The sequence below is a fragment of the Pantoea phytobeneficialis genome (assembly GCF_009728735.1).
Lineage (GTDB): Bacteria > Pseudomonadota > Gammaproteobacteria > Enterobacterales > Enterobacteriaceae > Pantoea > Pantoea phytobeneficialis.
This window is the reverse complement of the sequence record NZ_CP024636.1, coordinates 80,408-92,716: the sequence shown is the minus strand read 5'-3', so window position 1 is coordinate 92,716 and position 12,309 is coordinate 80,408. Positions and strand designations below refer to the sequence as shown.

Annotated in this window: 11 protein-coding genes; 9 read left to right on the top strand and 2 right to left on the bottom strand. The window is 57.6% G+C overall.

Annotated elements, in window-relative coordinates:
• Window positions 1–8: 8 nt before the first annotated feature.
• The 6 genes from fdxH (at window position 9) to selB (ending at window position 6,437) form a co-directional block, all read left to right on the top strand.
• A complete protein-coding gene (fdxH, locus tag CTZ24_RS00435) occupies window positions 9–884 on the top strand; it encodes a formate dehydrogenase subunit beta (protein ID WP_021183716.1) in 876 nt (291 codons plus the stop codon).
• Window positions 884–1,525, top strand: a complete 642-nt coding sequence (fdoI, locus tag CTZ24_RS00430) for a formate dehydrogenase cytochrome b556 subunit (protein ID WP_036625907.1) — start codon at window positions 884–886, stop codon at window positions 1,523–1,525. The genes fdxH and fdoI overlap by 1 nt, the downstream gene beginning before the upstream one ends.
• Entirely contained in the window at window positions 1,525–2,454 is a 930-nt protein-coding gene (gene fdhE, locus CTZ24_RS00425; RefSeq protein ID WP_208724502.1) for a formate dehydrogenase accessory protein FdhE, read from the top strand. Before fdoI ends, fdhE begins: the two co-directional genes overlap by 1 nt.
• A gap of 114 nt (window positions 2,455–2,568) precedes the next feature.
• Window positions 2,569–3,180 carry a glutathione S-transferase gene (locus CTZ24_RS00420; protein ID WP_021183713.1) on the top strand — a complete coding sequence of 204 codons (612 nt, stop codon included), beginning with the start codon at window positions 2,569–2,571 and terminating at the stop codon, window positions 3,178–3,180.
• A gap of 12 nt (window positions 3,181–3,192) precedes the next feature.
• Window positions 3,193–4,572: an L-seryl-tRNA(Sec) selenium transferase gene (gene selA / locus CTZ24_RS00415; protein WP_208724501.1), complete on the top strand. Its 1,380-nt coding sequence runs from the start codon at window positions 3,193–3,195 to the stop codon at window positions 4,570–4,572.
• Window positions 4,569–6,437 carry a selenocysteine-specific translation elongation factor gene (gene selB / locus CTZ24_RS00410; protein WP_208724500.1) on the top strand — a complete coding sequence of 623 codons (1,869 nt, stop codon included), beginning with the start codon at window positions 4,569–4,571 and terminating at the stop codon, window positions 6,435–6,437. The genes selA and selB overlap by 4 nt, the downstream gene beginning before the upstream one ends.
• 116 nt (window positions 6,438–6,553) lie before the next feature.
• Here the strand turns inward: selB and glyS are convergent, their stop codons facing one another.
• The gene (gene glyS / locus CTZ24_RS00405) at window positions 6,554–8,623 is read right to left on the bottom strand and encodes a glycine--tRNA ligase subunit beta (protein ID WP_208724499.1); all 2,070 of its coding nucleotides are present in this window, start codon (window positions 8,621–8,623) and stop codon (window positions 6,554–6,556) included.
• 9 nt (window positions 8,624–8,632) lie between these two features.
• The gene (glyQ, locus tag CTZ24_RS00400) at window positions 8,633–9,544 is read right to left on the bottom strand and encodes a glycine--tRNA ligase subunit alpha (protein WP_021183708.1); all 912 of its coding nucleotides are present in this window, start codon (window positions 9,542–9,544) and stop codon (window positions 8,633–8,635) included.
• Window positions 9,545–9,878: 334 nt separating this feature from the next.
• Here glyQ and CTZ24_RS00395 point away from each other — a divergent pair, with 334 nt between their 5' ends.
• The 3 genes from CTZ24_RS00395 (at window position 9,879) to CTZ24_RS00385 (ending at window position 12,293) form a co-directional block, all read left to right on the top strand.
• Entirely contained in the window at window positions 9,879–10,271 is a 393-nt protein-coding gene (locus CTZ24_RS00395) for a RidA family protein (RefSeq protein ID WP_021183707.1), read from the top strand.
• A gap of 9 nt (window positions 10,272–10,280) precedes the next feature.
• Window positions 10,281–11,252, top strand: a complete 972-nt coding sequence (locus CTZ24_RS00390) for a D-2-hydroxyacid dehydrogenase (RefSeq protein ID WP_208724498.1) — start codon at window positions 10,281–10,283, stop codon at window positions 11,250–11,252.
• Window positions 11,253–11,402: 150 nt separating this feature from the next.
• The gene (locus tag CTZ24_RS00385; protein ID WP_208724497.1) at window positions 11,403–12,293 is read left to right on the top strand and encodes a transporter substrate-binding domain-containing protein; all 891 of its coding nucleotides are present in this window, start codon (window positions 11,403–11,405) and stop codon (window positions 12,291–12,293) included.
• Window positions 12,294–12,309 lie beyond the last annotated feature (16 nt).

Sequence of the window (12,309 nt, the reverse complement as noted above, 5' to 3'; positions counted from 1 at the left end):
GAACGAAGATGGCTTATCAATCGCAAGACATTATCCGCCGCTCCGCCACCAACGGCGTGACGCCGCCACCGCAGGCGCGCAACCATCAGCAGGAGGTGGCGAAGTTAATCGACGTCACCACCTGTATCGGTTGCAAAGCCTGTCAGGTCGCCTGTTCGGAATGGAACGACATCCGCGACGAGATCGGTCATAACGTCGGGGTGTATGACAACCCGGCGGATTTGACCGCCAAGTCCTGGACGGTGATGCGTTTTTCTGAGGTTGAAGAGAACGGCAAGCTGGAGTGGTTGATCCGCAAAGATGGCTGCATGCACTGCGCCGATCCTGGCTGTCTGAAGGCCTGTCCTTCAGAAGGGGCGATCATTCAGTACGCCAACGGTATTGTTGATTTTCAGTCTGAGCAATGTATCGGCTGCGGTTACTGCATCGCCGGTTGTCCGTTCGACGTGCCGCGCCTCAATAAAGAGGACAACCGCGTGTATAAATGCACGCTGTGCGTCGATCGTGTCACCGTCGGTCAGGAACCGGCCTGCGTGAAAACCTGCCCGACCGGGGCAATTCATTTTGGCAGCAAAGTGGATATGCAGACCCTGGCCGGAGAACGGGTGGAGGAGCTGAAAACACGCGGCTACGCCCATGCCGGGCTGTACGACCCGGCAGGCGTTGGCGGTACGCATGTGATGTATGTGCTGCACCACGCCAACAAACCGCAGCTTTACCACGGCCTGCCGGAAAACCCGAGCATCAGCTCCGCCGTCACCTTCTGGAAAGGCATCTGGAAACCGCTGGCGGCGGTGGGTTTTGCTGCCACCTTTGCGGCGGCGGTGTTCCACTACGTCGGCGTCGGGCCGAACCGGGTAGATGAGGACGAGGAGGAAAAATGATGAAAAAGCGCGATCGCCTGGTACGCTACAGCGCGCCGGAACGCATCAATCACTGGATTGTGGCGTTGTGCTTTGTCTTCGCTGCGCTCAGCGGTTTAGGTTTCTTTTTTCCGTCGTTTAACTGGCTAATGCATGTTTTGGGTACGCCGCAGCTGGCGCGTATTCTGCATCCTTTTGTTGGCGTGGTGATGTTTGCTGCCTTTTTAATCATGTTCTTACGTTACTGGCGGCAGAATTTGATTAACCGTGAGGACATCATATGGGCGAAAAACATCCACAAAATCGTGCGCAATGAGGAGGTCGGTGATACCGGCAAATACAACTTCGGGCAGAAGTGTGTGTTCTGGGCTGCTATCATCAGCTTAGTCATGCTGCTGGTGAGTGGAATTGTGATTTGGCGGCCATACTTCGCCGGTGCCTTCTCCATTCCGCTAATTCGCGCCGCACTGGTGGTGCATTCGGTCTCAGCCGTGGCGCTGATTATCGTGATTATGGTGCATATCTACGCTGCCTTGTGGGTTAAGGGCACCATTACCGCGATGGTTGAAGGTTGGGTCCCTGCCGCGTGGGCGAAGAAACATCACCCACGCTGGTATCGCGAGCAGCGCCAACGCCAAACACAACAGGAAAAACGCCCCTGATGAGTATTCGCATTATCCCGCAGGACCAGCTGGAGAAAAGCGATAAGAAAACGGCGGATAACATTCCGCCGTTACTTTTCCCCCGGCTGAAAAACTTGTATAGCCGACGGGCCGCCCGTTTGCGCGAGCTGGCAGCGAAAAATCCGCTCGGTGATTATCTGCGCTTTGCCGCCCTGATCGCCCAGGCACAGGAAATCGTGCTGTATGACCATCCTCTCCAGCTCGATTTGCGTGCCCGCCTGGCGCAAAGTGCCGAACAGGGCATCCCGCCGCTGGATATTCACACTTACCCGCGCGATCCCCACTGGCAACGGCTACTGCATTCGCTGATCGCCGAACTGAAGCCAGAGATGAGCGGTCAGGCGCTGGCGGTGCTGGAGAATCTGGAGAAAGCCTCGGCGACTGAACTGGAGACGCTGGCGACTGCACTGCTCGAAGGTAACTTCGCCCAGGTCAGCAACGATAAATCACCGTTTATCTGGGCGGCATTATCGATCTACTGGGCGCAGATGGCGGCATTAATTCCGGGTAAAGCCCGTGCTGAATATGGCGAGCATCGTCAGTTCTGTCCGGTGTGCGCCAGCGTGCCGGTCGCCAGCGTGGTACATATGGATGTCGGTCAGCAGGGATTGCGTTATCTGCATTGCAATCTGTGCGAAAGTGAATGGTATGTGGTACGCAGCAAATGTTCTAATTGCGAGCAGACGCGTGACCTGCATTACTGGTCGCTGGACAGCGAGATGGCGGCGATAAAAGCCGAAAGCTGTGGCGATTGCGGCACCTACCTGAAGATGCTGTACCAGGAGAAAGATCCGGCGGTGGAGCCAGTGGCAGACGACCTGGCTTCACTGGTGCTGGATGCGCGGATGGAGCAGGAAGGGTTTTCCCGTAGTAGCCTGAACCCGTTTTTGTTTCCAGGCGAAGGGTAATTCTGCGTTTTACATATTTCTGCGCATCGTAGCGGCGCGATTTATCGCGCAATATCGTGAACCGTGCCCGAAAAAAACCGCGCGATTAATCGCGCTACACCACGGAGGCGTTCGATGAAACTGATTGGCAGCTACACCAGCCCTTTTGTGCGTAAAATTTCAGTGATCATGCTGGAAAAGGGCATCGTCTTCGAGTTTGTTAACGAATCACCGTGGAACGCTGACAGCCATGTGCCGCATTACAATCCGCTGGGTAAAGTTCCGGCGCTGGTTGATGACAACAAGCTCACCTGGTTTGACTCGGCGATCATCGCCGAAGCCATCGAGCTACGAGGTGAAGCACCTCAGCTTTTGCCTGATGACCGCTGGCGCGCGTTGCAAATCCGCCAACTGGAAAAACTGGCCGACGGCATCAGCGATGCAGCCCTGCTGATTGTACGCGAACAAATGCGCCCCGGAGATCAGCAATCCGAAGAGGTTTTGTTGCGTAACCGGGAAAAAATCCTGCGCGGTCTGGATGCACTGGAAATCGCTGCCGCTCAGGGCGATCTGCTCAACAGCGACACCCTCAATCTGGCGGATATCGCCACCGGTTGCATGATTGGCTACATTAATTTCCGCCGCGTGGTGCCGAACTGGTGCGTCAATCGTCCGGCACTGATCAAACTGGCAGAGAAGCTATTTAAGCGGGAGAGCTTTGCCCGCACTGTCCCGGCCTCCAGTTAAAAGTTCTGCTTAATGAAAAATCTGTTTAGTCAGCTGCCTGCCATTGATAGCCTGCTGCGCGACCCCGCGTTGCAGCCATTAATTGATGATGCAGGCACCGCCTTTGCCACCCGACAGCTCCGCGCGATGCAGCAAGAAGCACGCGAGTATATCCAGCAACATCAGGGACTTCCCGCCTGGCACGCTAACTGGCCGGATGAAGCGCTGCGCCGCAGTGAGCAACAACGCCAAAGCGCGTTGCGCCCGGTGTTTAATCTGACCGGCACGGTGCTGCACACCAATTTAGGCCGCGCCTGTTTAAGCGATGCGGCAATCGCGGCTGTCACCGCCAGTCTGCGCCAGCCGGTGACGCTGGAATATGCGCTGGATGATGCCGCGCGCGGTCATCGCGATCGCGCGGTTGCCGCCCTGCTGTGCGAACTTACCGGCGCGGAAGACGCCTGTATCGTCAACAACAACGCGGCGGCGGTTTTACTGATGCTGGCGACCCTGGCACCAGGGCGTGAAGTGGTGGTTTCCCGTGGTGAGCTGGTGGAGATTGGCGGTGCGTTCCGTATTCCTGACGTGATGCGCCAGGCCGGATGCCAGCTGGTGGAGGTCGGCACCACCAATCGCACCCATTTAAAAGATTATCGAGCCGCTATCACCGACGATAGCGGCTTGTTGATGAAAGTTCACACCAGCAACTATCAGATTCAGGGCTTCACACATGCGGTGTCCGAGGCTGAACTGGTGGCGCTGGGAGAAGAACACCAGTTGCCGGTCATCACCGATCTCGGCAGCGGTTCGCTCATCGACATGACCGCATACGGTCTGCCCGCTGAACCCATGCCGCAACAGTTGATAGCGGCGGGCGTCAGCCTGGTCAGCTTTTCCGGCGACAAACTGCTGGGTGGCCCGCAGGCGGGGATCATCATCGGCAAAAAAGCGTTGATCGCCCGACTGCAACAACATCCACTGAAACGTGCGCTGCGCGTCGATAAAATGACGCTGGCGGCGCTGGAAGCGACACTGCAACTCTATCGTCACCCGGAGAATCTTGCGGTTGCGCTACCCACGCTGCACCTGCTGACGCGTCCCGCAGCGGAAATCCGGCAACTGGCGGAACGCCTGCTGCCTGCTCTGGAGAATGCGTTTGGTGAGGATTTTTCGCTGACAATCGCCCCTTGTTCGTCACAAATCGGCAGCGGATCGCTACCGGTAGAACGTCTCCCCAGCGTTGCTATTACCTTCAGCCCACGCGACGGTCAGGGCGGCACGCTACACGCCCTGGCACAACGTTGGCGCGCCCTGCCGCAGCCGGTCATTGGCCGTCTCCAGGAAGGCAAGCTGTGGCTCGATTTGCGCTGCCTGACAGATGAAACCGCCTTTCTGCGGAATCTGCTGCCATGATCATCGCCACCGCCGGACATGTTGATCATGGCAAAACCGCGCTGCTACAGGCGCTGACCGGCATCAATGCTGACCGTCTGCCAGAAGAACAACGACGAGGCATGACCATCGACCTCGGATATGCTTACTGGCCGCAACCCGATGGCCGGGTGATCGGTTTTATTGATGTGCCAGGCCATGAGAAGTTTCTCGCCAATATGCTGGCGGGCATCGGAGGCATCCACCATGCGTTGCTGGTGGTGGCCTGTGACGATGGCGTGATGCCGCAAACGCGTGAACATTTGCAGCTACTGAGCCTCGCCGGGCAACCGCCACTTAGCGTGGCGTTGACCAAAGCGGATCGGGTCGACGGCGCACGCATTGACGAAGTGCAGCAGCAGGTCGCGCAGCTCACGCAACAGCTGGGATGGCCTGATGCCGCGCAATTTGTTACCAGCAGCACCACGTTGCAAGGTATTGATGCCCTGCGCCAGCATCTGATTGGGCTGACGGAACCCCCGTTTACTCCCCGCTACCGTTTTCGCCTCGCCATCGATCGTGCTTTTACCCTCAAGGGCACCGGGCTGGTGGTGACGGGTACGGCGCTGGCCGGAGAAGTCCACATCGGCGATACCCTGTGGCTGACCGGCGTCAACCAACCAGTGCGCGTGCGCGCCCTGCATGCGCAGAACCAGGCCGTGAGTCACGCGCAGACCGGGCAACGTATCGCCTTAAATATTGTTGGCGAGGTGGAAAAAGCGCAAATCACCCGAGGTGACTGGTTGCTGAGTCAGCAGCAGGACCAGGGCACCACGCGACTCACGGTGGCGCTTAACCTGCTGCAACCCCAGAAAAATGCGTCTCAACCGGTACACGTCCATCACGCCGCCAGCCATATCACTGGCCGTTTAACCTTGCTCAGCGAGCAGCTGGGAGAACTGGTTCTCAGCACCCCACTGTGGCTGGCGGATAATGATCATCTGATCATTCGCGACAGCAACGCGCAGCACACGCTGGCGGGTGGACGGGTGATTCTGCTGAACAGCAAAAAACGCGGTAAACGCCAGCCCGATTACCTGACCTGGCTTGAGCAGCTGGCGCTGTCTGATGATGATGAAACCAACCTGCGCGCCCATCTCAGGCATCAACCGGCTGACGACAGTGAACTGGCATGGGCGCGACAGCTGACCCCGACCGCGATGGATGCTCTGCTCGCCCGTATTGCCCCGGTGCGTTTACATCATGCGTTGATGGACCCGGCCCAGGCCAGCCGCTGGCAGCAGCAATTGTGCGACGCGCTGGCGCATTTTCACCAGCAGCACCAGGAACAACCGGGTATTGGTCACGATCGCCTGCGGCGCATTGCGCTGCCACAGGCCCCGGCCGGGCTGGTGCTGGCGTTAATCGAGCAGATGCTGGCGCAAGGGGTGATTCAGCAACGCCACGGCTGGTTGCACCTCCCCAACTTCGAACCGCGCTTTAACCCGCAGGAAGAGATGTTATGGCAGCAGGCTGGGCCGCTGTTTGGCGACCAGCCACTTTGGGTGCGGGATATTTCCTCCGCACTCCGGCAGGATGAACTGACGGTTCGCGCCCTGCTGCTGACTGCGGCACGGCTCGGTCATATCACGGCGATCGTGCGTGATCGCTACTACCGCAGCGACCAGATCCAGATCTTCGCCGATCTGATTCGCCAACGCGCTGCGCTGGGTGGCAGCACCACCGCCGCCGATTTCCGCAACCAGCTTGGCACCGGGCGTAAAGTGGCGGTGCAGATTCTGGAATTCTTTGACCGCAGCGGTTTTACCCGCCGTCGCGGCAATGAGCACCTGCTGCGCGATGCGCGGTTGTTTAACGCCTGTTCCTCCGAACACGCAATTTCGTAGCGGCGCGATTTATCGCGCAATTAATGCCCAGAAAAAAAATCGCGCGATAAATCGCGCCGCTACGGAAAAACAAAAGGGACGATTTCTCGTCCCTTTCAGCTACTGCCTGGTGCGCGTTACTGCAACAGCGAAATATCCGCCACTTGCAGGAACAGCTCGCGCAGTTGGGCCAGCAGCGTCAGACGGTTAATACGTACCGCCTGGTCATCCGCGTTGACCATCACTTTGTCGAAGAAGTTATCCACCGATTCACGCAGTTGCGCCAGTTCAATCAACGCATCCTGATAGCGGCCTTCTGCGAAGTACGGTTGCAGTTTGCTGCTCAGGGCCGTCACGAAGGTTGCCAGTTGGATCTCTTCGTTCTCTTTCAGCAATGAAGCCTGCACGCTGTCGTTCAGGGTTTCGGTCGATTTCGCCAGAATGTTGGAAACACGCTTGTTGGCTGCTGCCAGCGTGGTTGCCGCTTCCAGCGTACGGAAGTGCGAAACCGCCTTCATGCGGGCATCGAAATCTGCCGGACGGGTTGGACGACGTGCCAGCACCGCCTGAATGGTGTCCACGCTGTGGCCTTCTTCCTGATACCAGGTACGGAAACGACCCAGCATAAAGTCGATCACATCATCCACAACCTTCACATTGCTCAGCTTGCTGCCGTACAGACGCACGGCTTCCTCGGTGAGGGTTTGCAGATCGAGCGGCAGGTTCTTCTCCACGATAATACGCAGCACGCCCAGCGCAGCACGGCGCAGCGCGAACGGATCTTTATCGCCTTTCGGGTGCTGACCAATCCCGAAGATGCCCGCCAGGGTATCCATTTTGTCGGCAATCGCTACGGCACAGGCAACCGGGTTGGACGGCAGTGCATCACCGGCAAAGCGCGGTTGATACTGTTCATTCAGCGCCACCGCCACATCTTCCGCTTCGCCATCATGACGCGCGTAATGCATCCCCATCACACCCTGGGTGTCGGTGAACTCGAACACCATGTTGGTCATCAGGTCGCATTTGGACAGCAGGCCAGCACGGGTCGCGTGATTCACATCAGCACCGATTTGCGCAGCAATCCAGCCAGCCAGCGCCTGAATACGGTCGGTTTTATCACGCAGCGTACCCAGCTCTTTCTGGAACAGCACGGTTTCCAGACGCGGCAGATGATCTTCCAGGCGCTTTTTGCGGTCAGTATTGAAGAAGAACTCGGCATCGGCCAGACGCGGGCGCACCACCTTCTCGTTACCGGAGATAATCTGCTGCGGATCGCTGGATTCAATGTTGGCAACGAAGATGAAGTTCGGCAGCAATTTGCCGTCGTTGGCGTAAACCGGGAAGTATTTCTGGTCACCTTTCATGGTGTACACCAGTGCTTCTGCCGGTACCGCGAGGAACTTCTCTTCGAACGTGGCAGTCAGTACCACCGGCCACTCCACCAGCGAAGTCACTTCTTCCAGCAGGCTGTCGCTCAGGTCAGCATTGCCGCCCAGCTTCAGCGCCGCTTGCTCGGCATCGGCTTTGATCTGTGCTTTACGGGCCGCGTAATCCGCCACTACCTTGCCGCGTTCCAGCAGCAGTTGCGGGTACTGATCGGCATGGTCGAGGGTAATTTCTGGCTCGCCCATAAAACGGTGACCACGGATCACACGATCGGACTGAATTCCGAGAATGGTAGCCGGGATCAGCTCATCACCCAGCAGCAGTGTAACGGTGTGCACCGGACGCACAAACTGCACGTCACTGGCACCCCAGCGCATCAGTTTCGGGATCGGCAGCTTACTGAGCGCGGTCGCGATCATCGCAGGCAGCAGCGTCTGGGCGCTTTCGCCCTGCACCTGCGCACGATATACCAGCCATTCGCCTTTATCGGTGCTCAGACGCTCGGCCTGATCAACGGTGATGCCGTTACCACGCGCCCAGCCTTCAGCGGCTTTGGTGGCATTGCCATCAGCATCAAACGCAGCAGCGATAGCCGGGCCACGTTTTTCAACTTCGCGATCCGGCTGTGCAGCCGCCAGGCTTGCCACTTTTAGCGCCAGACGACGCGGAGCAGCGAACCAGCTCACCTCACCATGCGCCAGTCCGGCGGCATCCAGTTCAGCGGTAACGTGCGCAGCAAAGGCTTCCGCCAGGCTGCGTAGCGCTTTCGGAGGCAACTCTTCGGTGCCAATTTCCACCAGGAAAGTTTTATCGGTCATGGCTGCCTCTTACTTGTTGTTATTGCACATCGGGAAGCCCAGCGCCTCACGGGAGGCGTAGTAGGCTTCTGCCACGGCTTTGGTCAGGGTGCGAATGCGCAGAATGTAGCGCTGACGCTCGGTGACCGAGATCGCCTTACGCGCGTCCAGCAGGTTAAAGCTGTGCGCGGCTTTCAGGATGCGCTCATACGCCGGCAACGGCAGTGGTTTTTCCAGCGCCAGCAGGTGCTGCGCTTCTTTCTCGTACTGCTCGAAGCAGGTGAAGAGGAAGTCCACATCAGCGTATTCGAAGTTGTAAGTTGACTGCTCCACTTCGTTCTGGTGGAACACATCACCGTAGGTGGTTTTGCCCAGCGCGCCGTCACTCCAGGTGAGATCGTAAACGCTGTCCACGCCCTGGATATACATCGCCAGACGCTCCAGACCGTAGGTGATCTCGCCGGTCACCGGCTTACACTCCAGACCGCCGACCTGCTGGAAGTAGGTGAACTGCGTCACTTCCATGCCGTTGAGCCACACTTCCCAGCCAAGACCCCAGGCACCCAGCGTCGGGTTTTCCCAGTTGTCTTCCACGAAGCGAATGTCGTGTACGGTCGGATCGATACCCAGCTCTTTCAGCGACCCAAGGTACAGCTCCTGAATGTTGTCCGGTGAAGGTTTGATGATCACCTGGAACTGGTAGTAGTGCTGTAAACGGTTCGGGTTTTCACCGTAGCGTCCATCGGTCGGACGACGTGACGGCTGCACATAAGCAGCAGCAATGGGCTCTGGCCCTAATGCGCGCAGGCAAGTCATCGGGTGAGAGGTGCCAGCGCCCACTTCCATGTCCAGCGGTTGGACGATGGTGCAGCCCTGACGCGCCCAGTAATCCTGCAAGGTCAGGATCAGGCCCTGAAAGGTCTTGGTATCAAACTTTTGCATGTTGAATTCGCACGCGATACGGGTGGATTAAAAAAGAGTGCGACAGTATACCCTTTGGTCGCGCAATGTGCAGCCGGAAATCCTGACGGTGGCATCGCGGGTAAAAACCGTTAAAACGCAACAATAAGAAAATCGTATACGATTATAGACACACCATTACATCCCGCCCAAAACCAATTTTAATGATTTAAAATCATACAGATAAATACATACCACATCTGCACCACTTCGTGACGCGCATCACCTTTTTTACCTCATGGTCAAAAATCGCACATTGACACTTGTATAATCGTATACGAAATTGCGGTGAAACGAATTTGATGAGAATTTGACCATGAAAACCGCGATTGCCTATCCCGGCATGAATGCCAACGACCGCCCGATGGGACCAGCACCGCTCTCTGCCGCCGTATTGCATGAGCCGATGCTGTTTATCTCCGGCCAGGTCGCGATTGATCCCTATAGCGGCCAGATCATCGGTAACGATATCGCCAGCCAGACCCGTCAGGTGTTGAAGAATGTTGGCGACCTGTTAAGCGCCGCGCAGATGACTTTCGACAACGTGGTGCGCGTGACCATTTTTCTCACCGACCTCAGCACCTTTGCCGCCATGAACGAGGCGTACAGCGAATTTTTCTCGTTCCCGTTCCCGGCGCGCGCCACCGTCGGCATTCAGCTCAACCATCCTGACCTGCTGGTCGAGATGGAAGTCACCGCGATGCGTTAAGGAGCGGCGATGCATATCCATATTGAAAACGATGCCAACGGCCCGGATGCACTGCAACTCCCCGTTGAACTGCTGCGTCAGCGGCTGGAGACACACCCGCAACTGCGGAGCCACTTCACGCTGACCGAAAACAGCGACGCCACGCACAGCGCCACCTTCCTCGCGAATGCCGACATTCTGTGGGCCGGGCGCAAGCTGGCGCTCGACCAGTTCGCAGCCCCTCGCCTCAGTTGGGTACAGGTGATGTCAGCGGGTGTCGAGCAGTGGCTGCCTCATTTGCCACAAGGCGTGACGCTGACCAACGCCTCGGGAGTACATGGCGACAAAGGCGCGGAATTTATTTTGATGGCAGCGCTGATGTTTAACTTCGGCATCCCTGGATTTCTTCAGGATCAGGCCCAGCGGTTATGGCGTCCGAGCTTCGGTGGCTGTGCGCGGGGCAAAACCGTGCTGCTGCTGGGTGTGGGCGGCATCGGCTCCGCAGCGGCCCGGTTGCTGACGGCACAGGGTTATCGCGTGGTTGGCGTCACGCGCAGCGGCGAATGTAGCGCTCCGGTGGAACGCTGCATCAGCATCGATGCCATCGATGAAGTGCTGCCGCAGGTGGATGTGTTGGTATCAACGCTGCCACTGACGGCGCAAACCCGCCGGTTATTGGATCGTCGCCGTCTCGACCTGCTGCCGAAGCGGGCGGGGATTGTGATTGTTGGTCGCGCCGATGTGTTTGATTACAACGCGATGCGCGAGAAGTTAAACGCGGGCGAACTGGCAGGCGCGGTACTGGATGTCTATCCGCAGGAACCGCTCCCCACTGACGACCCGCTGTGGCACACCCCCGGTGTGGTGATGACGCCGCACTGTAGCCTCGACGATCACGCCGCTTACCTTGAGGGTTGCCTTGAGGTGTTTATCGATAACCTGGTGCGCTTCCGCAGTGGTCGGGCGTTGCGTAATCAGGTGGATGTCGCTCGCGGATATTAAAGGACGCGTGATAAATCACGCCGCTACAAAACATGGGGAATTTTACGCATAGCGGCGCGATTTATCGCGCGAATTTAAAACAGCACCAAAAAGTTCATAAATCAGAAGGTCATCGCTTAACCATTCACCATGCACCAGGGGAACCTTATTATGAAATTTGCACGCCTCGCTTTGTTATCTGGCCTGACCGGCACTTTGCTGGCTGGCCTGTCCAGCGCCCATGCGGCCACTGATCCGATCAAACCCACCGCCAGCGACTTCGCCGCCATGGCGCAGTGCAAAACGCTGCAAACCAAATATCCGTCACTAAAAGGCAAAGATCTGGTGGTTGGCCTTGGTGGCTACACCAAAGGGTTTGAAGCGCCGTCAGAGAAAGATCCCAGCATCATTGAAGGTCTTGATCCTTCGCTGTTCGAACGTATCAGCAGCTGCCTCGGCGCAAAACACAGCTATCAGAACGGTTCGTTCAACGTGCTGCTGACCTCCATCGCCAGTGGCCGTGCTGATATCGGCCCGATGCTGTACGTCACCGATGAACGCCTGAAGCAGATCGCCTTCGTTGCGTCGGTACAGGTGCAGGATGGTTCCGTGGTCGCCAAAGGTAACCCGAAGAAAATCAACAGCGTTGATGATCTGTGTGGCAAAACCGTCGCCGCTGCCGCTGGCACCTATGAAGCCAACAAACTGGTGCCAGAGCAGAGCGCCAAATGCACCGCCGCCGGGAAACCGGAAGTCAGCATGCTGATGGTGCAGAACACCGACAACAGCATCCAGGCAGTGAAAAGCGGTCGTGCCGATGTTTACCTGACCGAAGCCGGCTCAGCCCGTGCCATCGCCAAAGCTGATGGCACGCTGGACAGCGCCTTCACCGTGGATCTGCCGATTATGGTGGGCTTCCCGATTGCCAAAGATAACGCCACGCTGCGCAGCGCGGTGCTGGATGCCATGAAGGTGATTCAGGAAAGCGGCGCACAGAAAAAACTGCTCGATTACTGGGGCCAGGGCAGCAGCGCCGAACGCCCGGTGGTTGCACGCGGTTAATTACGTTCCTGAAAGC

Coding starts and splice junctions, on each gene's coding strand:
- CTZ24_RS00420 (WP_021183713.1), top strand. CDS start 2,569: ATGAAACTGATTGGCAGCTACACCAGCCCTTTTGTGCGTAAAATTTCA.
- CTZ24_RS00385 (WP_208724497.1), top strand. CDS start 11,403: ATGAAATTTGCACGCCTCGCTTTGTTATCTGGCCTGACCGGCACTTTG.
- selA (WP_208724501.1), top strand. CDS start 3,193: ATGAAAAATCTGTTTAGTCAGCTGCCTGCCATTGATAGCCTGCTGCGC.
- CTZ24_RS00390 (WP_208724498.1), top strand. CDS start 10,281: ATGCATATCCATATTGAAAACGATGCCAACGGCCCGGATGCACTGCAA.
- selB (WP_208724500.1), top strand. CDS start 4,569: ATGATCATCGCCACCGCCGGACATGTTGATCATGGCAAAACCGCGCTG.
- fdxH (WP_021183716.1), top strand. CDS start 9: ATGGCTTATCAATCGCAAGACATTATCCGCCGCTCCGCCACCAACGGC.
- glyQ (WP_021183708.1), bottom strand. CDS start 9,544: ATGCAAAAGTTTGATACCAAGACCTTTCAGGGCCTGATCCTGACCTTG.
- fdhE (WP_208724502.1), top strand. CDS start 1,525: ATGAGTATTCGCATTATCCCGCAGGACCAGCTGGAGAAAAGCGATAAG.
- fdoI (WP_036625907.1), top strand. CDS start 884: ATGAAAAAGCGCGATCGCCTGGTACGCTACAGCGCGCCGGAACGCATC.
- glyS (WP_208724499.1), bottom strand. CDS start 8,623: ATGACCGATAAAACTTTCCTGGTGGAAATTGGCACCGAAGAGTTGCCT.
- CTZ24_RS00395 (WP_021183707.1), top strand. CDS start 9,879: ATGAAAACCGCGATTGCCTATCCCGGCATGAATGCCAACGACCGCCCG.